Annotated in this window: 23 protein-coding genes and 1 riboswitch; of the genes, 13 read left to right on the top strand and 10 right to left on the bottom strand. The window is 64.7% G+C overall.

The annotated features are described in order from the left end of the window. Positions 1–52 precede the first annotated feature (52 nt). The 6 genes from pgsA (at position 53) to AUL31_RS04175 (ending at position 4,458) form a co-directional block, all read left to right on the top strand. A complete protein-coding gene (gene pgsA / locus AUL31_RS04200) occupies positions 53–634 on the top strand; it encodes a CDP-diacylglycerol--glycerol-3-phosphate 3-phosphatidyltransferase (protein WP_060601735.1) in 582 nt (193 codons plus the stop codon). A gap of 15 nt (positions 635–649) precedes the next feature. After that, the gene (moaD, locus tag AUL31_RS04195; RefSeq protein ID WP_060601731.1) at positions 650–901 is read left to right on the top strand and encodes a molybdopterin converting factor subunit 1; all 252 of its coding nucleotides are present in this window, start codon (positions 650–652) and stop codon (positions 899–901) included. 1 nt (position 902) lies between these two features. Then, a complete protein-coding gene (locus AUL31_RS04190; RefSeq protein ID WP_060601727.1) occupies positions 903–1,358 on the top strand; it encodes a molybdenum cofactor biosynthesis protein MoaE in 456 nt (151 codons plus the stop codon). Positions 1,359–1,399: 41 nt separating this feature from the next. Then, a riboswitch (cobalamin riboswitch) is annotated at positions 1,400–1,592 on the top strand. A 33-nt stretch (positions 1,593–1,625) separates the two neighbouring features. Further along, complete coding sequence (locus tag AUL31_RS20655) at positions 1,626–2,660, top strand: ABC transporter substrate-binding protein (protein ID WP_082646782.1); 1,035 nt, start codon at positions 1,626–1,628, stop codon at positions 2,658–2,660. 65 nt (positions 2,661–2,725) lie between these two features. Further along, complete coding sequence (locus tag AUL31_RS04180) at positions 2,726–3,697, top strand: FecCD family ABC transporter permease (protein ID WP_082646783.1); 972 nt, start codon at positions 2,726–2,728, stop codon at positions 3,695–3,697. Continuing rightward, complete coding sequence (locus AUL31_RS04175) at positions 3,694–4,458, top strand: ABC transporter ATP-binding protein (protein ID WP_060601721.1); 765 nt, start codon at positions 3,694–3,696, stop codon at positions 4,456–4,458. The genes AUL31_RS04180 and AUL31_RS04175 overlap by 4 nt, the downstream gene beginning before the upstream one ends. Before the next feature lie 58 nt (positions 4,459–4,516). Here AUL31_RS04175 and ndk read toward each other — a convergent pair whose 3' ends face one another. Continuing rightward, positions 4,517–4,939 (bottom strand): nucleoside-diphosphate kinase, encoded by a 423-nt coding sequence (ndk, locus tag AUL31_RS04170; protein ID WP_060601717.1) that lies wholly within the window; start codon positions 4,937–4,939, stop codon positions 4,517–4,519. 101 nt (positions 4,940–5,040) lie between these two features. After that, a complete protein-coding gene (locus AUL31_RS04165) occupies positions 5,041–5,730 on the bottom strand; it encodes a glutathione S-transferase family protein (protein WP_060601713.1) in 690 nt (229 codons plus the stop codon). A gap of 80 nt (positions 5,731–5,810) precedes the next feature. Between AUL31_RS04165 and AUL31_RS04160 the strand changes: the two genes are divergently transcribed. After that, positions 5,811–7,709, top strand: a complete 1,899-nt coding sequence (locus AUL31_RS04160; protein ID WP_060601709.1) for an ABC-F family ATP-binding cassette domain-containing protein — start codon at positions 5,811–5,813, stop codon at positions 7,707–7,709. Positions 7,710–7,721: 12 nt separating this feature from the next. Here the strand turns inward: AUL31_RS04160 and AUL31_RS04155 are convergent, their stop codons facing one another. Further along, positions 7,722–8,174 carry a DNA polymerase III subunit chi gene (locus tag AUL31_RS04155; RefSeq protein ID WP_060601707.1) on the bottom strand — a complete coding sequence of 151 codons (453 nt, stop codon included), beginning with the start codon at positions 8,172–8,174 and terminating at the stop codon, positions 7,722–7,724. Positions 8,175–8,184: 10 nt separating this feature from the next. Further along, a complete protein-coding gene (locus AUL31_RS04150; protein WP_060601703.1) occupies positions 8,185–9,681 on the bottom strand; it encodes a leucyl aminopeptidase in 1,497 nt (498 codons plus the stop codon). Between the two features lie 252 nt (positions 9,682–9,933). Here AUL31_RS04150 and AUL31_RS04140 point away from each other — a divergent pair, with 252 nt between their 5' ends. The 6 genes from AUL31_RS04140 to rsmA all read left to right on the top strand — a co-directional run bounded on the left by AUL31_RS04140 (position 9,934) and on the right by rsmA (position 17,586). Then, positions 9,934–11,124 (top strand): LptF/LptG family permease, encoded by a 1,191-nt coding sequence (locus AUL31_RS04140; protein ID WP_060601698.1) that lies wholly within the window; start codon positions 9,934–9,936, stop codon positions 11,122–11,124. Next, positions 11,121–12,203, top strand: a complete 1,083-nt coding sequence (lptG, locus tag AUL31_RS04135; protein ID WP_060601695.1) for an LPS export ABC transporter permease LptG — start codon at positions 11,121–11,123, stop codon at positions 12,201–12,203. The genes AUL31_RS04140 and lptG overlap by 4 nt, the downstream gene beginning before the upstream one ends. A gap of 52 nt (positions 12,204–12,255) precedes the next feature. Then, on the top strand, positions 12,256–14,655 hold the full coding sequence (locus tag AUL31_RS04130) for an LPS-assembly protein LptD (protein ID WP_244489308.1): 2,400 nt from the start codon (positions 12,256–12,258) through the stop codon (positions 14,653–14,655). 122 nt (positions 14,656–14,777) lie between these two features. After that, the gene (locus tag AUL31_RS04125; protein ID WP_060601689.1) at positions 14,778–15,707 is read left to right on the top strand and encodes a peptidylprolyl isomerase; all 930 of its coding nucleotides are present in this window, start codon (positions 14,778–14,780) and stop codon (positions 15,705–15,707) included. After that, positions 15,704–16,744, top strand: coding sequence for a 4-hydroxythreonine-4-phosphate dehydrogenase PdxA (gene pdxA, locus AUL31_RS04120; RefSeq protein WP_060601686.1), 1,041 nt, complete (start codon positions 15,704–15,706; stop codon positions 16,742–16,744). The genes AUL31_RS04125 and pdxA overlap by 4 nt, the downstream gene beginning before the upstream one ends. Next, positions 16,741–17,586, top strand: coding sequence for a 16S rRNA (adenine(1518)-N(6)/adenine(1519)-N(6))-dimethyltransferase RsmA (gene rsmA / locus AUL31_RS04115; RefSeq protein WP_060601683.1), 846 nt, complete (start codon positions 16,741–16,743; stop codon positions 17,584–17,586). The genes pdxA and rsmA overlap by 4 nt, the downstream gene beginning before the upstream one ends. Before the next feature lie 11 nt (positions 17,587–17,597). On the opposite strand, the gene gmk is transcribed toward rsmA, so the two are convergent. The 6 genes from gmk to fabG form a co-directional block, all read right to left on the bottom strand. Beyond that, entirely contained in the window at positions 17,598–18,275 is a 678-nt protein-coding gene (gmk, locus tag AUL31_RS04110; protein WP_039193447.1) for a guanylate kinase, read from the bottom strand. Further along, positions 18,272–19,162 carry a YicC/YloC family endoribonuclease gene (locus tag AUL31_RS04105; RefSeq protein ID WP_060601682.1) on the bottom strand — a complete coding sequence of 297 codons (891 nt, stop codon included), beginning with the start codon at positions 19,160–19,162 and terminating at the stop codon, positions 18,272–18,274. The genes gmk and AUL31_RS04105 overlap by 4 nt, the downstream gene beginning before the upstream one ends. A 12-nt stretch (positions 19,163–19,174) precedes the next feature. Then, positions 19,175–20,290, bottom strand: a complete 1,116-nt coding sequence (gene mltG, locus AUL31_RS04100) for an endolytic transglycosylase MltG (RefSeq protein WP_244489307.1) — start codon at positions 20,288–20,290, stop codon at positions 19,175–19,177. A gap of 124 nt (positions 20,291–20,414) precedes the next feature. After that, positions 20,415–21,677 (bottom strand): beta-ketoacyl-ACP synthase II, encoded by a 1,263-nt coding sequence (gene fabF / locus AUL31_RS04095; protein WP_060601680.1) that lies wholly within the window; start codon positions 21,675–21,677, stop codon positions 20,415–20,417. Positions 21,678–21,753: 76 nt separating this feature from the next. After that, positions 21,754–21,990, bottom strand: a complete 237-nt coding sequence (locus tag AUL31_RS04090; RefSeq protein ID WP_060601679.1) for an acyl carrier protein — start codon at positions 21,988–21,990, stop codon at positions 21,754–21,756. A 154-nt stretch (positions 21,991–22,144) separates the two neighbouring features. After that, positions 22,145–22,882, bottom strand: coding sequence for a 3-oxoacyl-[acyl-carrier-protein] reductase (gene fabG, locus AUL31_RS04085; RefSeq protein ID WP_060601675.1), 738 nt, complete (start codon positions 22,880–22,882; stop codon positions 22,145–22,147).

Here is a 22,882-nt window from a genome sequence, read left to right as displayed (position 1 = left end):
ACGTTTGACCCCACGAACGGTTCAAAGGGCCATCGAACTGCGGACGGTAACCATGGCATCCAAGGCACTCAACCTGCCGAACATCCTGACATATGCGCGCATCCTCGCGGTGCCGCTGGTCGTCCTGTGCTTCTTCGTGGAAGGGCGGCTGCACGGCTCCGACACGGCGCGGTGGTGGGCGGTCTTCCTGTTCGCCACGGCCAGCATCACCGACTGGCTCGACGGCTATCTGGCACGCATATGGCAGCAAACCTCGACCATCGGCCGCATGCTGGACCCGATTGCCGACAAGCTCCTCGTGGCCGCCGCCCTTCTGGTTCTGGCAGCCGACGGCACCATAGCCGGCTGGAGCATCTGGGCCGCCATCGTGATCCTGTGCCGGGAAATCCTCGTATCCGGCCTGCGTGAGTATCTCGCCGAGTTGAAGGTGAGCGTTCCGGTAACCCGCCTGGCCAAGTGGAAGACGGCGGCGCAGATGGTGGCTATCGCCTTCCTGCTGGCAGGTCCGGCCGGCGACCAGATTTTCCCCTATGTCACCGAACTCGGCATTCTCTTCCTCTGGATCGCGGCGCTGATCACCCTCTATACCGGCTATGATTATTTCCGAGCGGGCCTGCGCCACATCGACGTCTGACCGGGAGGTCGCGCCATGAAACTCGCCTATTTCGCATCCATCCGGGAGCGTATCGGCCTGGCCGAAGAAGATGTTTCCGTGCCCGCCGGCATCGGCACCGTTGCCGATCTGATCGGCTGGCTGGAAAGCCGCGGTGAAAATTATGCCGATGCCTTGAAGACGCCCCAGCTCGTTCGCGTGGCCCTCGACCACGAGCATGCGCGGCACGATGCCTCGCTGGCCAGCGTTCGGGAAGTGGCCTTTTTCCCACCGATGACGGGGGGGTGACATGGCTCTCGTCCGCGTCCAGGCCGAACGCATCGACTTTGCGCAAGCCGCGTCCACGCTGCCATCCAACGGCGACTTCGGTGCGCTGGTCAGCTTTACCGGCTATTGCCGCGACGAAGCCGGGCGCCTCGCCGCGCTGGAGATAGAGCATTACCCGGGCATGGCCGAAGCGCAGATCGGCAAGATCGCGCAATCCGTGGCCGAACGCTGGCCGCTGGCCGGCTGGACGATCATCCATCGTTTCGGAAAGATCCTGCCCGGCGAGGAGATCGTCTTCGTTGCCTGCGCCTCCCAGCATCGGCAAGCCGCCTTCGAGGCCGCGTCCTGCATCATGGATTTCATGAAGACCGAGGCGCCTTTCTGGAAGCGCGAGCATCTCGTGGATGGCAGCGTGGGGGCGTGGGTAGAGGCCCGCGATACCGACGCCGCCGCAACGGACCGATGGCACCGGCTGTAGCCCGGCAGCCACCATTGCGGTTGTGAAGGTGCGCGCCGTCTGGTAGCGACACCAGTGCCGGTTTCCGAAAGGAATTGAATGGGAATCCGTAGCTGGCCTCTTGGCCGGTCAAACGGAACTGCCCCCGCAACTGTAGGCGGTGAGCGCCGCGCGAATTGCCACTGGGGTTCCCCGGGAAGGCCGCGCAAGCATCGACCCGTCAGTCAGGAGACCTGCCGGCACGAACAGCAACGCGAACTGGGCGGGGTTGCCCAGGAAGGTGTCGATATGGCTACTCCCGATCGGGCTCACGCCCGAATTCTCATTTCCTCGCTCGCTTTGGCGGCATATCTTGGCTTCTCCGGCCAGGCCGCGGCACAGACCACCTATCCGCTGACGCTGCAGAACTGCGGTGTCGATATCCGGTTCGAGGCCGCGCCGGACAGCGTCGTCGCCGTCGGCCAGGCGGTTACCGAGATTCTCTATTCGCTCGACCTGCAGGACAAGGTTGCCGGCACGTCAGTCTGGTTCACCGACGTTCTTCCGCAATTTGCGACGGCGAACGCTCAGGTCGAGCGCCTTGCCGACAACGACCCGAGCTTCGAAAGCGTCGTTGCCAAGCGCCCCGGGCTGGTTGCCGCGCAATATGAATGGCATGTCGGGCCGCAGGGCATCGTTGCGACCCGCGAACAATTCTCCGATCTTGGCATTCCCACCTATATCCTGCCGTCCGACTGCGTCGGCAAGGACAACACCGCCGGCTCCGACGGAACGCGGACGGCCCTGTATTCCATGGACACGCTCTACCAGGGCATAACGGACCTGGCCGATATTCTCGCCGTGCCCGAACGCGGCAAAGCGCTGGTGGCCGATCTGCGCACCCGCGAAAGCGCAGCCATCGCAACGGCGCAGGCCCTGAAGATGGACGATGCCAGCGCCATGTTCTGGTTTTCCTCTCCCGAGCTGTCGGGCGATCCGTTCGTGGCCGGAAGCAAAGGGCCCCCCGCAACGATGATGGACGCGCTCGGCCTGCGCAACATCGTCGAAAGCGACGAGGAATGGCCCCTCGTAAGCTGGGAGACCATCGCCCGCGCCAACCCGTCCATCATCGTGCTGGCCAGCATGGACCGCCGCCGCTTCGAGGCGGACGACTACGAAAAGAAGCTGGAGTTCCTGCGCACCGACCCTGTCGCCAGCCAGATGGACGCAGTCCGCAACGATCGTATCGTCGTGCTGGACGCCCATGCGATGGACCCGTCCATCCGCAATATCGCGGCCCTCGAAACCCTTGCCGACGCCTTGTCCAAGCTCGACGCACGGTGACGGCAGCAGGGATAGCAAGGGCGCGGCCCGCAACGCCCATCGTCTGGGCAGGCCTGGGCATCGCGATGCTGACGCTGGCAATCCTTGCCGGTATCGTCATCGGGGAAACGCCCTTGCCGCCGTCGCTTGTCGGCTCCGTCCTTGCCAACAAGCTATTCGGCGCCGCGCATGCGGTGGACGCCATCGATTCCGGCATCATCTGGAATTACCGAATGCCGCGCACGCTGGTTGCCGCGGCGTGCGGCGCCGGGCTGGCGCTCGCCGGTGTGGTCCTTCAATCGCTGGTGCGCAACGCCTTGGCGGACCCTTATCTTCTGGGTGTTTCGGCGGGGGCCTCCACCGGTGCCGTCGCGGTGACGATCATGGGCGTCGGCGCCGGCGCCATCGGCCTTTCGGCAGGGGCCTTTGCAGGCGCGGCGCTGGCGTTCCTGATGGTCGCCGCCCTTGCCCGCGCGGCGGGCGGCGGGCCGGCGCAGATGGTTCTTGCGGGCATTGCCGGCTCGCAATTGTTCAATGCCCTCACCTCCTTCTTCATCGCGCGCTCGGCCAATGCGGAGCAGGCGCGCGGCATCATGTTCTGGCTGCTGGGCAACCTGTCCGGCGTGCGCTGGCCCGACGTTTCGCTGGCCGCTCCGGCCGCGGCGCTGGCGCTGCTGGTCTGCCTGTGGTGCGCGCGGGGTCTCGACGCCTTTTCCTTCGGCTCGGAGGCGGCATCCTCGCTCGGTATCGATGTCCGGCGCATTCGCATCGCGCTCATCGGTGTAGTCACGCTTACCACCGCCATCATGGTCAGCCTGGTCGGCTCGATCGGCTTCGTCGGACTGGTCGTGCCCCATGCGGCACGCTTCATCGTCGGTGTACGGCACCGCAGGCTCATCCCCGCATCGGCGCTGCTGGGAGCGGTCTTCCTGATCGCGGCCGACATCATGTCGCGCATGCTGATTCCCGGTCAGGTCGTGCCGATCGGCGTCGTCACTGCGCTCGTCGGCGCACCCGGCTTTGCGCTGATCCTCGTGCGCAGGCGCATGCGCCAATGAAGATCGAAGCCAAAGATCTTCACTGGAGCGCCGGCGGCAAGCCGATCCTGGATGGTGTCAGCATCGACATTGCATCCGGCGAGACGCTGGGCATCGTCGGGCCGAACGGGTCTGGCAAATCGACGCTTCTGCGCCTTCTTGCCGGGCTGCTGCCGTCCAGCGGCGTGCTTTTGGATGGCCGGCCTGCGGCAGGGTTCACCCGGCGGAATTTGGCGCGCAACCTTGCCTTCGTGGCCCAGTCCTCCGACACGGAGGAAGCGCTGACGGTGCAGGATTGCGTGGAACTTGGCCGCACGCCCTGGCTTGCGCCCTTTGCCGCGCCGAGCGCGGCAGACCTTGAGATCGTCGCGCAATCGATAAGCGCCGTGGGCCTGGACGGGTTCGACGGTCGCTTCTGGAGCACCCTGTCCGGCGGCGAACGCCAGCGCGTCCACATCGCGCGCGCACTGGCGCAGCGCCCGCGCCTGCTGATCCTGGACGAGCCGACCAACCATCTCGACATTCATCATCAGATGGAGGTGCTGCGGCTCGTCTCCGCGCTGCCGGTCACGGTCGTCGTGGCCCTGCACGATCTTAACCAGGCATTGGGATGCGACCGGCTCGCCATCATGGAAAAAGGGCGGCTGGCGGCGGTGGGCCGGCCGGCCGACGTTTTGACCGAGGCGCGCCTTGCATCGACTTTCCGGGTGGGCAGCCGCACCCTGACCGATCCCAGCGACGGGCACCGTGTGTTCCGCTTCATCCCGCTGGATCGCAGATAGCAGAACGCCCGCCCGGCATGGCCGGACGGGCGCTCATCATGCCGGAAGGACGAAACCGTCAGCCGACGATTTCGGTCTGGGCGAACCAGTAGGCGATTTCCTGGCTGGCCGTCTCGGGCGCGTCGGAGCCGTGAACCGAATTTTCGCCGATGGACACCGCGAAGGACTTGCGGATCGTGCCCTCTGCGGCGTCGGCCGGGTTGGTTGCGCCCATGATTTCGCGGTTCTTCAGGATGGCGTTCTCGCCCTCCAGAACCTGCACGACCGTCGGGCCGGACGTCATCGTCTCGACCAGTTCGCCGAAGAAGGGACGCGCCTTGTGGACTGCATAGAAGCCCTCGGCCTCACGCTGGCTCATCCAGACGCGCTTGGAAGCGACGACGCGCAGGCCGGCTTCTTCCAGCTTCTGCGTGATGGCGCCCGTCAGGTTGCGCCGCGTCGCGTCCGGCTTGATCATGGAGAACGTGCGTTCGATAGCCATATGGCTTTCCTTCCAGTGGAAAAACAGGGAAAAGATGCCGCTCCATACAGTGCGGGCCGGCCATCGGCAAGGGCCGGACGGGGTATCCCAACGCGCGGAAGTCAGGCGGCCGCCACGCGCCGCCCCTCGCCGTCATACAGGTCGAGGCACCTTTCGAACCACTCCATCACGCGGTCATCCGGCTTCAGCGGGTGGAAGGGCGATACGACGCGCAGCCACTGGAACGCGCCGAAGACGATATGATCGGCAAAGCCCGGCTCGCGGCCGCTTAAGTATGGCTGTATCTTCAGCGTGGCGCGCAACGGGTTGAGTGCCTGCGAGAACGCCTCGACATGGGTTGGATCGCGGTGTACCACCTCTTCCAGCTTCATGCCGAAGAAGGCTTCCCGCGTGCGGCGGAAATGCTCCTTGTCGGCTTCGTCGAGCAGCGAATAGATGTCCATCAGCGCCACCGAGGTGACGAAGGGGTGCAGCGTGCGCTGCGACCAGCTTTCCACCAGCCGTGCCAGCCCGCGCCCGATCTCGCCGCCGAACAAGGGCCGGCCGTCCGGGTAATTGGCTTCCAGATATTCAGCGATTGCAAAGGAATCCTGCACGACATCCTTGCCGTCGCGCAGCACGGGCACCGTCCGGTCGAACCCGTTTTCGATATGCCGAACACTGGTGAAGGGCACGGGCACCGTCTGGAAATCCAGCCCTTTGTGCCGCAGCGCAAGCCGGATCTTCCAGCAATGCGGCGAAAACGGCCGGGTTTCGTCCTGGCCCACCAGTTCGTACAACAAGATGCTCATGCCGTTACCACCCTGCTCCATAATGTCGAAGCGGCTTAACATAGATTGCCGTGCGAAGTTTAGCGTGGCAAAAGCGGCCCATGCTTCAGATCACAGACCTTTCCGCCCGCGTCGCCGGTCGCCTGCTCATCGACCACGCAAGCCTGACCATTCCGGCCGGCACCAAAGCCGGCCTCGTGGGCCGAAATGGGGCGGGCAAGTCCACCCTCTTCCGGATCGTGACCGGGGATCTCGCCGCCGAAACCGGCTCCATCAGCGTGCCGCGCAACACACGCATCGGCCAGGTGTCGCAGGAGGCGCCGGGAACGGAAGACTCCCTCCTGGAGATCGTGCTGGCCGCCGACGAGGAGCGGGTCTCCCTTCTGGCCGAGGCGGACACCGCAACCGACCCGCACCGCATCGCCGAGATCCACACGCGCCTTGCCGATATCGAAAGCCATTCGGCAGAGGCGCGCGCCGCCGCCATCCTCGACGGCCTCGGGTTCGACAGCGCCGCGCAGGCGCGGCCCGTATCGTCGTTTTCGGGCGGATGGCGCATGCGCGTGGCGCTGGCCGCCGTGCTGTTTTCGCGCCCCGACCTGCTGCTTCTGGACGAGCCGACCAACTATCTCGACCTGGAAGGAACGCTCTGGCTGGAAAACTTCGTTTCCCGCTATCCCTATACCGTGCTCATCATCAGCCACGATCGCGATGTCCTGAACAACGCCGTCAACGCCATCATCCATCTCGACCAGCGCAAGCTTAACTTCTATCGCGGCTCCTACGACCAGTTCGAGCGGCAGCGCGCCGAGAAGCTGGAGCTGCTGCAGAAGCAGATCACCAAGCAGCAGGCCGAGCGCAAGCACATGGAGGCCTTCGTCGAGCGTTTCCGCGCCAAGGCCAGCAAGGCCCGTCAGGCGCAGAGCCGCCTGAAGGCTCTGGAACGCATGCAACCCCTGGCGGCCATCGTGGAAGATCACGTCGTGCCGTTTTCCTTCGATGCGCCACAGAAGACGCTGGCATCGCCCATCATCCGCATGGAAGACGTGGCCGTCGGCTATCAGGCCGGCCGGTCTATCCTGAAGCGGCTGGACCTGCGGATCGACCACGACGACCGCATCGCGCTTCTGGGCGCCAACGGCAACGGCAAATCCACCTTCGCCAAGCTGCTTGCCGACCGGCTCCAGGCGCAGCATGGCACGATCACCCGGGCGCCGGGGCTGAAGGTCGCCTTTTTCGCCCAGCATCAGATCGACGATTTGCGGCCCGAAGAGACCGCCGTCCAGCATGTGCGGCGCGCCATGCCCGATGCGCCGGAAGCGAAGGTGCGCGCCAAGGTGGCCCGCATGGGCCTTGCTACGGAAAAGATGGATACTGTGGCCGACAAGCTGTCGGGCGGCGAAAAGGCCCGCCTGCTGATGGGGCTCGCCACGCTGGACGCCCCGAACCTTCTGATCCTCGACGAGCCGACCAACCACCTGGACATCGAAGCGCGCGAAAGCCTCGTCCGTGCACTGAACGAATATCCGGGAGCCGTTATCCTCATCAGCCACGACCGCCACATGGTGGAGGCGACGGTGGACCGGCTCTGGATCGTCGGAGACGGAACCGTCGCGCGGTATGACGGCGATCTGGACGACTACAAGAAGCTGATTCTTTCCGGCCGGCGCAGCGGCAGCGGCCAGACCGCGTCCGAAGATGAGGCGCCGGTCGTGCCACAGATATCCAAGGCCGAGCAGCGCAAGAACGCCGCCGAGCGCCGCGAGGCGCTGAAACCGCTTCGCAAGCAGATCTCCGCGCTGGAGATTCAGATGACGCGCCTTCAGAAGACGATCGGCGATCTCGACGCGCAGCTTGCCGACCCGGCGCTCTACGCGAAAGAGCCCGCCAAGGCCGCAGAACTGGCCAAGCAGAAGGCGCTGGCGGAGCGGACTCTGACGAAGGCCGAGGGGGAATGGCTGGCAATGTCGGAAGAGTATGACGCGGCCATGGCCGATTGACGGCCTTGCGCGTCAGGCCTTCTTGACCCAGCGCCGGTCGGCCGTCTGCTGCCAATAGGTCACGACATGGTCGGCGGCCTTCTCGACCTTCCACCGCTCCCGCGCGGTGGCGAGCTGGTCGGGATCGTAGCCGTCGAACAGGTATACGCCCCGGACATAGGGTTCCAGGGTGGTGGGCACCGCGCCCTCCACCAGGAAACGCACATGCGGATCGTTGGCCCGCTGCTCCGCATCGCAGGTCAGAAGGATCGGCTGCAGCCCCGCCGCCCCCTCCGCATCGGAGCCGTGCGGCAGGAAGCTGTCGTCCCGATAGACCCAGAGATGCTGGTCGAGCGCGTCGCGGCGCTCTTCGCTGGCCGTCTGCACCACAACGCGCCAGCCACGGGCGAGGCACTTTTCAAGCAGGTCGGGCAAAGCCTCCTCGAGGCGGCTTTCCGTCATATGGTAGAAAAGGACCTCGGCCATGGCAGCGCGCCTATGCCTGCTCGTAATTGTCGGCGACGAGACGGTCCAGCAGGCGCACACCGAAGCCGGATGCCCATGACTGGCTGTACTCGTTCGATGGCGAGCCCATCGCCGTGCCCGCTACATCCAGATGCGCCCACGGCACGTCGTTGACGAAACGCTGAAGAAACTGCGCCGCCGTGATGGAGCCGGCCGCACGCCCGCCGCCGATATTGCGGATATCGGCGAACTTGCCCTCGATCATCTTGTCGTATTCCTTGCCCAGCGGCATGCGCCAGACCTTCTCCCCGGTCACCTCACCGGCGCTGGATAGCTGGGCGGACAGGGTGTCGTCATTGGAGAAGAGCCCGGCATAATGATTGCCCAGCGCCACGATGATCGCGCCGGTCAGCGTCGCCAGGTTCACCATGAAGCGGGGCTTGAAGCGATCCTGCGTGTACCAGAGCGCGTCGGCCAGCACGAGCCGCCCTTCCGCGTCGGTGTTGAGCACTTCGATCGTGGTGCCCGACATGGCGCGCACGATGTCGCCCGGCCGCTGGGCCTTGCCGTCGATCGCATTTTCGACCAGCCCGACGACGCCCACCGCATTGACCTTCGCCTTGCGGCCCGCCAGCGCGCGCATCAGCCCGACCACGGCAGCCGAGCCGCCCATATCGCCCTTCATATCCTCCATGCCGGCCGCCGGCTTGATGGAGATGCCGCCGGTATCGAAGACGACGCCCTTGCCCACGAAGGCGACCGGGGCTTCGCCCTCAGCTCCGCCGTTCCAGCGGATGACGGCAAGGCGTGCCGGCGAAGGAGACCCTTGCGCGACGCCCAGAAGGGCGAACATCTTGAGCTCGGCTAGCTGCTCCTCTTCGAGGATCTCGACCTCCAGGCCGAAATCGCGCAGCGCCTCTATGCGGCGTGCATACTCGACCGTGGTCAGGATATTGGCCGGCTCGTTGACCAGGTTACGCGCCAGAATGACGCCCTCGCCCACCGGCTCCAGCCGCTCATAGGCAGCCCTGGATGCTTCCTCGTCCCCGACATGGAACGTGATCGTAGCGGGCGCGTCCTGCTTCGGCGCCTCGCCCTCGGCATCGTCCTTGGACTTTTTGCTCTTGTAGAGATCGAAATCATAGGCGCGCAGCACGGCGCCCTCCGCCATGCCGGCCACGGCGTCCGGGCTGGCCGCGGTCGCCACGACGGACACGCCGGAAGCACCCTTGGTGCGGGCAAGGATCGTTCCGCCGATCTTCAGCCAATCCTCTTCGCCAACGGCCTTGTCGCCCTTGATGCCGACCACGACGAGCTTGTCGAGCGTGCTTCCGGACGGCGCAAGGATTTCGACGCTCGACAGAAGCTTTGCCTTGAACTTGGCCGCCTCGGCGGCACGCCGGACCTGCTCGGCCAGTGCCTCGCCGACAAGGCCGGGAAGCGCGGAAACGTCGTCGGTAAGGACGACGCGAACCCCGTCTTCCGGCGGCCGGGTCTTGGAAAAGGCGATGGTTGGCGTGAGGGCCATGGGGATGCTCCCGATTCTTTTTTGGGGGAATTCTCGTTCCGGGGAATCGATGTTTGTTCGTCCGACTGCTATGCGGCCTATCTTGGAAATGGTGCGCGCCATTGCAAGAGAAACGGACAAACATCAATTGTTCACGATGTTCGTTCGCCCTTCTTTAGCCAAGCTCGCACAAACTATGGTCGGCAACACGCGCAGGGCGGGCTGCGGCCAGCCTCGCGCGGTGCGGGCGGACACGGGTATCTGACGGCATCCATGAAGCTTCTGGAACGCTACATTCTCCGACGTGCCGCCGTCTTCAGCGCGGCCTCGCTGGCGGCGCTGGTCCTTGTCGTGTGGGTGGTGCAGGTGCTTCAGCGCGTGGACCTCGTGCGCAGCACGCTGGGCGCCGTCGGCGACATATTGTGGATCGCGCTGATGCTGCTGCCCGACCTGACGGCCGGCGTCCTGCCCTTTGCCGTCCTGATCGGGTCGATCCAGGCCCTGAACGGCCTGAATACCGATTCCGAGCGTTCCGTCATTTCGGCGGCCGGCGCATCGCAATTTCTGGTCGCCAAGCCGATCATCCTTCTCGGGCTGGTTGCCGCCGCTCTGGTGCTGTTCAATTCCAACATACTGGGCCCGGCATCGTCCAAGGCCTTCCAGAACGGCGTACGCTCGATCAACGCCAACGCGATCTCGCTTTTCCTGACGCCGGGCCGCTTCGAGCGTGTGCAGGACGGTGTCGTCATCAGCGTGGCGGACATGCGCGGCCCCGTCATCCAAGGGCTGTTCCTGGCCGACAGCCGCGACCCGGCAACCGACGTCAACTACTTTGCCCAGGAGGCGTCCATCGTCGATCTCAACGGCGAATCCTTCCTGGTGCTGAAGAACGGCCAATTGCATCGCAAGCCCGTCAACGACGATGCCATCTCGGTGATCGAGTTCCAGACCTACGCGTTCGACCTTGCCGATCTTCGGCCCGTATCCACCCGCGACTGGATCCGCATGTCGGAGCGCAGCACGGGCGAGCTGACCAACCCGGACCCGAGCGATCCACTCTATCAGGCCAACCCCAACCGGTTCATCGAGGAACTGGCCTTGCGCTGGAGCGACTGGTTGTACCCCATCGCCTTTGCCCTGTGGGCCGCGGCCGTTGCCGGGCCACCGCGCACCAACCGGCAGGGCACCGGCCCTACCATGGTGATCGGGCTTGGCGGCGCGCTGATCTTGAAGGCGCTCGGCTTCGTATCGCTGTCGCTGGTCGAGGCAAACACGGCTTTGGTGCCGCTGGTCTTTGCCCTGCCGCTGGTGTCGGCGATCTCCAGCACCATCCTTCTGGCGCGCAACGTCAACGTGGTGGAATCCCGCTTCGTCAGCAGCATCTCGGAGGCGATATCGAACTTTGCCGCCGCCCTGCGCCGACGCTCGTTCGGCGGGGCGCGCCATACGGGACGCACGGCATGAAGCGGCTGACGCTCAATCTGTACTTCATGCGGCTGTTTATGAAGAGCGTGTTCGGCACGCTCGCCATCGTCTTCGCGCTGGCCTACCTCGTCGACCTGATCGAGCTGAGCCGCCGGGGGCGCTTCGACAATATCGGCTTCGGAACGCTTGCGGCCATATCGGCCTTCCGCGTTCCGTCCTTCATCGAACAGGCCTTCCCCTTCGTCATCCTGTTCGGATCGATCTTCACGCTTGTCACCCTGAACCGGCGAATGGAGCTCGTCGTCGCGCGCGCAGCCGGCATATCGATCTGGCAGATCCTGCTACCGCTGCTTGCCGGTTCGTTCCTGCTCGGCGCTGCGGCCACCGCCCTCTACAACCCCTTGGCCAGCCTCGCGCAGACGCGCTCCGCCCAGATCGAGACGATGGTGGCGGGCGACAGGGCCGACGAAAACGCCGACCGCGCGCCTTGGCTGCGCCAGCATGGGGGCGGCATCTCCTCCATCATCGGGGCCAAGGCCGTAACCGATGGTGGCCGCGAACTGGGCGGCGTAACCGCCTTCGTGCTCAACGATAACGGAATCGTGCGCGAGCGCATCGATGCGGACAGGGCGACGCTTGGCGACGGCGCCTGGATGATCGACCGTCCGGTCGTCACCGTCGTCGGTTTTCCGCCGGAAAGCCGTCCGTCCTATACGCTTCCGACGACACTTCTGCCCGAATACATCGAGCAGCGGCTTGCCGATCCCAGCACCATATCCGTCTGGGAATTGCCCTCGAAAATCGATGTGGCGCGGCAATTGGGATACAATGCAGACGCTTTTATCATGCGTCTTTACACACTGTTGGCAAAACCTGCACTATTCATGGCGATGACCCTTGTGGCAGCCACAGTTGCGGTGCGTTATTCGCGGCTGGGGCAATCCGGGCCGGCGATCATCGGTGGCGTGGCAGCGGGCTTCGTGCTTTATGTCGCGACGTTTCTGGCGCAGGCGCTGGGCAGTAATTCCGTGGTACCGCCCGTCGCTGCGGCGTGGTTCCCGGTCGTGGCGGCAGGACTGTTCGGGATAACGGTTCTGCTCCATCAGGAGGACGGTTAGTATGACAGCGAGGGGGTCCTCGCGCCGCACTGGGACTGGGGGACAGTCGTTTGTGAAAGGCGTGCTACTGGCGGGCGCGGCCCTCTGTGCCATCACGGCACATGGCGGTCTTGCGCATGCGCAGGAATCGCTGGGCGGCCTTGGCGTCAACGTGAACGTCAACGAGGGCGACCAGCTCTTCCTCGAAGCCGATACCGTTTCCTATGACAGCGACACCGCGACCGTTACCGCCTCCGGCGGCGTCCAGATCGACTACGGGCAGTACAAGCTCGTTGCGCGGCGGATCGTCTACGACCAGAATTTGAAACGGCTTGTCGCGGCGGGCGATGTCGAGCTGGTAGAGCCGGGCGGCAACCGCATCTATGCCGACGCGCTCGACGTCACCGACGACTTCGCCGACGGGTTCATCAAGGCCCTGCGCATCGAAACACCCGACAATACCCGTCTTGCCGCGGCAGAGGCCGTGCGCGAGAGCAGCTCGGTCACGACATTCGAGCGCGGCGTCTACACCGCCTGCGAAGCCTGCCGCGAAAACCCGGACAGGCCGCCTCTGTGGCAGGTGAAGGCGCGCCGCATCGTCTGGGATCAGCAGGAGCAGGTCATCCGGTATTACGGTGCGCGCTTCGAGCTGTTCGGCGCGCCCCTCGCCTATCTGCCGTATTTTGCGACGCCGGACCCGACCGTCAAACGGCGCAGCGGCTTTCTGGCACCGTCCTTCGTCCAGTCCGACAAGACGGGCTTCGGGGTGCGGGTTCCCTACTTCCTGGCCCTGTCCGACAGCTACGACGCAACGGTGGCCGGCACCTATTATTCCAAGCAGGGTTTCCTTGGCGAGGTCGAGTATCGCCAGGCGTTTGAGAACGGCTACTTCACCCTGCAGGCGGCCGGCATCTCGCAGAACAAGCCTGAAGAGTTCGACGACTTCTGGTCCGACGGCATCAACTTCCGCGAGGATATCCCGCCCGAAAACCGGGGAATGATCGGCACCACGGGTCGGTTCGCCATCAACGAACAGTGGACCTTCGGCTGGGATGCGCTGCTGCAGACCGATCCCAACTTCTCCGAAGTCTACAGCATCGACAATTTCAACGAGGTCTACCGGTCGTCGGAAATCTACCTGACGGGCCTCGGCACGCAGAGCTTCTTCGATCTGCGGGCCCAGAAGTTCGAGGTGCAGACGCAGAACACCTTCAACGAGGAGGTGCAGCCCTATGTCCTGCCCTCGCTCGACTACGAGTATATCGCCGAAAACCCGATCTATGGCGGCCAGCTCCAGCTCAACGCCAACATCACCAACATCCGCCGCGACGACAGCTTCCCCGCGTCGCTGCTGGTATGCCGGCCGGGCTTCTACACCGAAGGCGTCTGCGACGGCTCGATGGGCTTCCCCTACTGGACGGATACGTTCAGGCGGAATGCACTGGAAGGCGATTATTCGCGCGGGACGGTGGAAGCCAACTGGAAGCGTGATTTCATCACCGATGCCGGGCTGGTGCTGACGCCGTCGGCCAATGTGCGCGGCGACGTGTACCGGGCGGATATGCGCTCGGACGGCTTCGACTACGGTACGCTCTATTCCGATCTCGGGGCATTCTCGATCGACGAGACAGGCGTGCGCGGCATGGCGACGGCGGCGATCGAGGCGCGTTACCCCTATCTCATCGAGACGGAACGCACCTCCCACCTGATCGAGCCGATTGCCCAGCTTCTCGTCCGTCCCGACGCTTCCAAGGCTGGCATGCTGCCGAACGAAGACGCGCAGACGCTCGTCTTCAATACCGCCAACCTGTTCTCGCATGACAAATTCTCCGGCTACGACCGGATCGAGGGCGGCACGCGCGCCAATGTGGGCGTCCAGTATTCCGGCGTCTTCGGCACGGGATATTTCGTCAATGCGGTGGCCGGCCAGTCTTTCCATCTGGCGGGCGAAAACCCCTACGCGCAGGACAATCTGGCGCTGGTCGGCTACGATTCGGGTCTGGAAACCGACCGTTCGGATTACGTCGCGGGCGTCGCCCTGACCGTACCTTTCGGCATTACGCTCGGCGCGCAGGGCCGCTTCGACGAGAGCGATCTCGAATTGCGGCGTACCGACCTGTCCTCGAGCTTCAGCTACGGCAAGGTGAACGCGTCGGTCGTCTACTCGCAGATCGCCGCCCAGCCGATCTACGGCCTGCCCCAGGACCGCCAGCAGATCACCACGTCCGCCGGCGTGCAGTTGACGGATTCGATCCGTGCCTTCGGCTCCATCGGCTACGACATCGAGAACGAGTCCGTTATCTCGCGCTCCTTCGGCGTCGGCTATGCCGATGAATGCTTCAGCCTCATCGCGCAGTATCAAAGCACCGACGACCGCTATCAGCTCACCTCTTCCGAATCGAGGCTGATGGTTACGTTGAGCCTGCGGACTCTGGTCGAAGCCGACTTCAATTATGGTCTCGGCGAGGATTGAGGCCACGCGAGCGTGATCTCGAAGGCGGCTTGACGATCATTCTTTTGCCAAAGCTGTTTCGTATCGGCCATAATGCGCTTAGAAAAGCGGCCGAACCGGATGAACGGGAGCCTGAGACATCGATGATCAAGAAGCGTTTTCTAGCAGGCGCCGCCGTAGCGGCCCTGGCCGCCCTGGGCGCCGTCGGACCGCTTCCGCTTTCGGTCAAGCCGGCGATCGCTGCGACGGAAGTGAAAGTCGTCGTCAACAGGCAGGCGATCACCTCGTACCAGATCCAGCTTCGGCAGGCCTTCCTGCGGCTGCGGCGCGCACCGGCCACCGCCGATGCGGCCACCAAGGAGCTGATCGACGAGGCCGTGAAAAAGCAGGAAATCCGCCGTCGCGGCATTTCCATTCCGGATAGCGCGGTAGACGAGGCCTATGCCAACTTCGCGCGGCAGAACAATCTGTCGACCGCGCAGCTCGGTCAGTTGTTCGGACAGGCCGGATTTTCGGGCGATGCGTTCAAGGAATATATCCGCGTGCAGATGGGTTGGGGCCAGGCCGTCCGCCTGAACGTCCAGCAGACCGAGCGTCTGAGCGAGCAGGATGTCGTGCAGCGCATGCTCCAGCAGGGCGGCGAAAAGCCGACCACCACCGAGTACACGTTGCAGCAGATCGTATTCGTGCTTCCGCAGGGCGCCTCCAAGGACCGCCGCACGGCGGAGGCCAATGCGATGCGCCAGCGCTTCCAGAATTGTGACAGTGCCTTCCAGCTTGCACGCGGCCTGCGCGACGTCACCGTGCGCGATCTCGGCCGCGTCGCGCAGCCGGAGCTGCCCCCGCGCTGGAAGGATGAGATCACCCGGCTTTCGGCCGGCGGCACCACGCGTCCGCAGGTAACGGAGCGCGGCGTCGAATTCATCGCCATTTGCAACACGCGCAAGATTTCCGACGACCATGCGGCGCAGCTCGTCTATCAGGCCAAGGATCTGGAGTCGCTCAGCGCCGCCGAACCCGATGCGGCCCTTCTGAAGAAGCTGCGCGATCAGGCGACGATCGTCCGTCGATGACGTCGCCATCCGTGGCGGGGCTGCCTCTGGCGGTCTCCGTGGGCGAGCCTTCCGGCATCGGGCCCGATCTCGTACTGACATGTCACCGTGACAGGGCGCTGTTCAATCTCGCGCCCTTTTTCACGGTGGCCGACGTCGACATGCTCCAAAGCCGCGCCGCACGGCTGGGGATCGACATCTCCATCGCCGCGATCGACCGGCCGGAAGATGCCGTTGCCGTGTTTCCGTCGGCCTTGCCGGTGCTGCCCTTGGAAAATCGCCATGAAGACGCGCCGGGCGCGACGAACCCGGCCAACGCCGCAGGCACCATCGAATCCATCGAGCGGGCAACCCGCTATGCCTTGGAGGGCCGCGCCGCCGCGCTGGTGACCGCGCCCATCGAAAAGAAGGCCCTCTACGATGCCGGGTTCGACCACCCCGGGCATACCGAGTTTCTGGCCGCATTATGCCAGCGTCACAGCGGCCACAGTGTCCAGCCCGTCATGCTACTTACTGGCCCTGAGCTCTCGAGCGTACCGGTCACCATTCATATTCCGCTTTGCGACGTGCCGAAGGCCCTGACGACCGAGCTTGTCGTTTCTACCGGACGTATCGTGGCGCGGCATCTGAAGCGCGACTTCGGCATCGCCCAACCGCGCCTCGCCGTCGCGGGGTTGAACCCCCACGCCGGCGAACAGGGAACGATGGGGCGCGAGGACATCGAGATCGTGGCACCCGCCATCGAGCGCCTGCGCAAGGACGGCATCACGGTCCATGGGCCGCTGCCCGCCGACACGATGTTCCATGCAGAGGCGCGCCGCACCTACGATGTGGCGCTGTGCATGTACCACGATCAGGCGCTCATCCCCGTCAAGACGCTCGGGTTCGACGAGTCCGTCAACGTCACGCTTGGCCTTCCGATCATCCGCACGTCCCCGGACCACGGAACGGCGGCCGCGCTGGCGGGCACCGGGCAGGCGCGGACTGCCAGCTTCATCGCCGCGCTGACCCTGGCCAGCCGCATGGCAGCCATCCGTGCGGGCAGCGCCGGCGCATGAGCCATATCGACACGCTGCCGCCCCTGCGCGAGGTTCTGGCAACCTACGGCCTGGAACCGCGCAAGGCGCTCGGCCAGAACTTTCTTCTCGATCTCAATCTGACGGCGCGCATAGCGCGGCAGGCAAGCCCGTTGGCCGAAGCGACGATCGTCGAGATCGGCCCCGGGCCCGGCGGCCTGACCCGCGCGCTCCTGGCAGAGGGTGCGGCGCATGTGATTGCGGTGGAAAAGGACAGTCGCTGCCTGCCGGCCTTGCAGGCCATTGCCGACGCCTATCCCGGCAGGCTTACGGTGGTACAGGGCGATGCACTGCAGGTGGATCTGCCCGCATTGGCCGGTGGTCCATTCAAGGTGGTTGCGAACCTGCCCTACAATGTCGGCACGCAGATCCTGCTGGATCTCGTGACGACGCAAGCGTGGCCGCCCCCATGGACATCCTTGACGCTGATGTTCCAGCGCGAGGTCGCCCAACGCATCGTAGCCCGGCAGAACGACGATCATTACGGCCGTCTCGGCGTTCTGTGCGGCTGGCGCACCCGGGCGGAAATCCTGTTCGACGTATCGCCTCAGGCTTTCACGCCGCCGCCGAAGGTTACCTCTTCGGTCGTGCAGATCGTGCCGCGTGCCGAGCCCCTGCCCGTCCACCTGTCACAGCTTGAAAAGATCACCGCCCTCGCCTTCGGACAAAGGCGCAAGATGCTGCGCCAAAGCCTGAAGGCGGCGGGCGGAGAAGAGTTGCTCGACCGCGCGGGGATCGATCCCCGGCGCCGGGCAGAGACGTTGAGCGTCGAGGAGTTCGTTCAACTGGCCAATCTGGCCGAGGGCCCTGCGGCCCAAGCCTAAAAACCTGGCGGTCAGCCGTCCATCAGCTTGTCGGCTTCTTCCAGCAATGCTGCCGTAAAGTCGAACAGGCCGGGCCGCCGGTCGCGCCGCAGGCGCTCGGCGTTGACGATCGACAAGACGGCCCCGAAGGCCCGGTCCAGATCGTCATTGATGACGACATACTCATAGTCGCGCCAGCGCTCGATCTCCACCTTCGCATTACGAAGGCGCATCTGGATCGTCTCGGCCGAATCCTCGGCGCGGCGGTTCAGGCGCGAGCGCAGTTCCGCCATGGAGGGCGGCAGGATAAAGATGGAGACGATATCCGTCTTGGCCTGCTCCTGAAGCTGCCGCGCACCCTGCCAGTCGATGTCGAAGAGCATGTCGCGCCCCTCCCGCATCGCCTTTTCGGCTGCGTCCCTGGGCGTTCCGTAGAGATTGCCATGGACTTCCGCCCATTCCAGCAGCGCGTCACCCGTCTGCAGACGCGTGAATTCGTCGCGGCTGATGAAGTGGTAATGCACACCGTCGATTTCGCTGGCACGGCGCGTCCGGGTGGTGACGCTGACCGACAGGGAAAAGCGCGAATCCTGCTCCAGCAGGTTTCGCGCGATCGTGGACTTCCCCGCTCCCGATGGAGAAGAGATGACGAGCATCAGTCCACGCCGCGCGATGGGCAATGGGGATTCGGTGTCGATCAACGGCCTCATTCGATGTTCTGAACCTGCTCCTTGAATTGGTCCACGACGACCTTCAACTGCAATCCGATGGCAGTCAGCGAGGCCGCATTCGATTTCGCGCAGAGCGTATTCGATTCCCGGTTAAATTCCTGTGATAGAAAATCGAGACGCCGTCCGATTGCGCCGCCTTCGGACAAAAGAGCCCGCGCCGCCGCAATGTGGGCGTTGAGCCTGTCCAGTTCCTCGCGGATGTCGGCGCGCGTGGCCAGCAGGGCGGCCTCCTGCGCAAGCCTGCCTTCGTCCACCGTTGCCGTCGCCGCCAGAAGCACCTCGACCTGGCTGCGAAGGCGTGCCCGAATGGCATCGGGCGTGCGGGCCGGGTCCGCCTCGGCGGCGGCCGCAAGCGCGCCCATCTCATCGAGGCGGCGCAGCAGAACGCCGGCAATTTCCGCGCCTTCGGCAGCGCGCGCGGCGGCCAGCGCCTGCAGGGCGTTGTCCAGCGTCTCGAGGGCGGCGGAAGCCAGCTCGGCCTCGGCTTCGGGGGCCTCGTCCGGCGTGGCGTCCAGAACGCCCTTCAACGCCAGCAATCCATCGGCGGTGGGCGGCGAGGCATGCCCCTCGGTGACCAGCCATCGCGCTTCCGCCACATAGGCCATCAGCGCCTGGCGGTTGATGGCGCGCTGCGGGGCCACCGCGCCACGCTGCAGTTGCAGCGACATCTGAATATTGCCCCGGGTCAGGGAGGCGGCCGGCTTGCGGCGCGCGTCGAGCTCCAGGCTTTCCAGCCCCGCCGGCAGGCGAAGGCGGACATCGAGGGACTTGCCGTTGACGGACCTCAGTTCCCAGACGATGCGCCAGTCGCCGTGGTTGGCCTCGGCGCGGGCGAAGCCCGTCATGCTCGCAACGGGCTTGCCCATGTCGTGCCTTTCCTACTCGACCAGATCGGCGTCGGCGGCGGCGTTTTCAGCCGCAGCGCCCTGCTGGCGCATGAACTCGCGGTAGCGCGCGACGTTGCGGTTGTGGTCCGCCAATGTCCGGGCGAAGGCATGGCCGCCGGTTCCATCCGCAACGAAATACAGATCGTCGGAATCCAGCGGGTGGGCAACGGCCTCCAGGGCGGCGCGGCCGGGATTGGCGATCGGGCCAGGCGGCAGGCCGTTGATCACGTAGGTATTGTAGGGGGTGTTGCTCTGGATGTGAGAACGGCGCAGCGGCTCTCCGGACGGTTTGCCCGCGCCACCCCAGATGCCGTAGATGAAGGTCGGGTCGGACTGCAGGCGCATGCCCTGACGCAAGCGGTTGACGAACACGGAGGCGACGTGCGGACGCTCCGCGTCGACGCCCGTCTCCCGCTCCACGATGGAGGCGAGGGTTACGAACTCCTCGACCGTTTCCACGGGAAGACCGTCCTGGCGTCCCTGCCATATCTCGTCGACGAGGCGCTCCTGCGCCGCCGACATCTGCGAGACGATGTCGCTGCGGCTTGCCCCACGCGTGAACGTATAGGTTTCCGGAAGAAGTGTACCCTCGCCCGGCATCGGCGGCAGATTGCCGACCAGCGTATCGTCGGCCTCGAGGCGAGCGTAGATCTGCGCTACCGTCCAGCCTTCGGGGATGGTCACCGAATGCATGATGGAGCGGCCCGTTTCCAGCTTTTCCATCACGCCGCGCATCGACGTGCCCGGCGCGAATGCGTACTCCCCGGCCTTCAATTGCGACGCAGCCCCGGAAAAACGGACGCCGGCCTGGAAGATGAGCGCGTTGGACACGACACCAGCCGACTGGAGCGAATCCGAGATGCTGGAAAGCCCGCCGCCGCGCGGCACCATCACGACCTTCTCCTCGGCCAGCGGTCCCGCGCGCTCGAACTGGAACTTGCCCCAGTAGAACAACGCAGCGCCGCCGATCACCGCGATGACGGCGACGCTCAGGCAGAAATTCAAAAAGACGACGACGGCCCCGCGCGAGCGTTTGGAGCGCCCCTTGCGACCGCGTCTGGTGTCGACAGAATCGTTCGGCGTGCCGCCCTTCGTCACATCGCTCACGGAATACAGGCCCTCGGGTCGGTGATTGCGGAGATGCGGTCGGTGCTACATCGCCAATATGGCAAAAGACGGATGACGGGACGGCGCCACACCCGATGGTTGCGGCGCTTCCGGATGGCCGCTCTCAGTCGGTAACGCGCTTCAGGACGAGTGTCGCGTTCGTGCCGCCGAAGCCGAACGAATTCGACAGGACGACATCGATCTTCCGCTCGCGCTTCACATGGGGAACCAGGTCGATCCTGGTTTCCACGGCCGGCGTATCGAGGTTCAATGTTGGCGGCGCCACATTGTCGCGAATGGCCAGCGTAGCGAAGATGGCCTCAACCGCGCCTGCCGCACCCAGCAGATGCCCGATGGACGACTTTGTCGACGACATGGAGACATTGGGCGCGTGATCGCCCAGCACCCGCTCGACCGCCGCAAGCTCGATCGTATCGGCCATGGTGGAGGTGCCATGCGAGTTGATGTAGTCGATCGCGGAGGGCTCCAGCCCGGCCCGCTTGAGAGCGGCGCGCATGCAGCGCTCTGCCCCTTCGCCGGTCTCGGAGGGAGCCGTGATATGATACGCATCACCGGAAAGGCCGTATCCGACCACCTCGGCATAGATCTTGGCGCCACGCGCCTTGGCATGTTCGTACTCTTCGAGCACCACGATGCCGGCGCCTTCGCCCATCACGAACCCGTCGCGGTCCGAATCATAGGGGCGCGAGGCCTTGGTGGGCTCGTCGTTCCGGTCGGTGGACAGCGCCTTGCAGGCCGCGAAACCAGCCAGTGCGATGCGGCAGACCGGGGACTCGGTACCGCCGGCAACCATGACATCCGCATCGTCCAGGGCAATCAGCCGGGCGGCGTCGCCAATGGCATGCGCGCCCGTCGAGCAGGCGGTGACGACAGAGTGGTTCGGACCGCGCAGATGATGGCGGATCGAGACATGGCCGGATGCGAGATTGATCAGGCGTCCGGGAATGAAAAACGGTGAAATGCGGCGGGGGCCCTTGTCGCGCAGCGTGTAGCCCGCCTCGACGATGCCTTCCAGGCCGCCGATGCCCGAACCGATCAGAACGCCGGTGCGGACCTGGTCTTCCTCGGACTGCGGAGCCCAGTCCGCATCCTTCAGCGCCTCGTCCGCCGCCGCGACGGCATAGACGATGAAAGGGTCAACCTTGCGCTGTTCCTTGGGCTCCATCACCAGATCGGCGTTGAAGGTGCCCTCGGTGCCGTCGCCCAGGGGGATCTGGCAGGCGATCTGGCAGGCCAGATCGTCGACTTCGAAACTCGTGACGCGGGCTGCGCCGCTTTTGCCGGCCAGAAGACGGCTCCAGCTTTCCTCAACACCGTTGGCCAAAGGCGAAACCATGCCAAGACCGGTTATGACGACACGCCTCATCACGTACCCTTCGATACAGAATGCCGGCCCGGCAGGCTATCGAGCCCGCCGGAAGCCGATATGGATTGAAAAGAAATCAGCTCTGATTCTTTTCGATGAACTTCACGGCGTCGCCGACCGTCAGGATCGTCTCGGCGGCATCGTCCGGGATTTCGACGCCGAACTCTTCCTCGAAAGCCATGACGAGTTCGACCGTGTCCAGGCTGTCGGCGCCGAGGTCGTCGATGAAGCTGGCGTTTTCCGTCACCTTCTCCTGTTCGACGCCAAGATGTTCGACGACGATCTTCTTCACCCGTTCAGCGGTATCGCTCATATTCAATCCTCTAATGAGATGGGTTTCGCCGTTTTCGTTAGACGCCGCCGGACGGTTAATCAAGCGGCCTGACTGCGGAGTGCTGGCGTTTTGGCGTCTCCGGGCCCAAAAAGCTGGGGGCAACCGGGCCTTCGAACCGGCCCGTGCACCCATATCAGATCATGGCCATTCCGCCATTCACATGAATTGTCTGACCCGTAATATAAGCTGCTTCCTCGGAAGCCAGGAAAAGCGCGGCGGCCGCGATGTCATCGGGCGTGCCCATGCGCTTCATGGGAATGGCCCCCATGATCGCGTCCTTCTGCTTGTCGTTGAGCTTGCCGGTCATGGCGCTCTCGATGAAGCCGGGCGCGATGCAGTTCACCGTCACGTTGCGCGAGGCGATCTCCTGCGCCAGCGACTTCGAGAAGCCGATCATGCCGGCCTTGGCCGCACAGTAGTTCGTCTGGCCGGGATTGCCCGTTACGCCGACGATGGAGGTGATGTTGACGATGCGGCCGTAGCGGCGACGCATCATCTGGTGCGTCAGGGCGCGCGTGAGTCGAAAGGTCGCGGTCAGGTCGACTTCCAGAACGGCGTCCCAGTCTGCGTCGGACATCCGGACGAAAAGCCCGTCCCGCGTGATTCCCGCATTGTTGACGAGGATGTCGACGCCTTCCATCACCGCGTCCGCAACCTCGCCGAGGGCTGTCTGCCCCTCCCGCGTGCCGAGATCGGCCGGCAGCACATGGACCCGGTCGCCGAGATCGCCGGCCAACTGGTCCAGCTTTTCGCGGCGTGTGCCATGCAGGCCGACCGTTGCGCCGCGCGCATGCAGGACGCGGGCGATCGCCTCGCCGATACCGCCGCTGGCGCCCGTCACCAGAGCCTTGCGGCCAGATAGATCGAACAT

The sequence above is a fragment of the Aureimonas altamirensis genome, from assembly GCF_001463885.1.
GTDB classification, from domain to species: Bacteria; Pseudomonadota; Alphaproteobacteria; order Rhizobiales; family Rhizobiaceae; genus Aureimonas; species Aureimonas altamirensis.
This window is presented reverse-complemented; position numbering and strand designations above follow the sequence as displayed.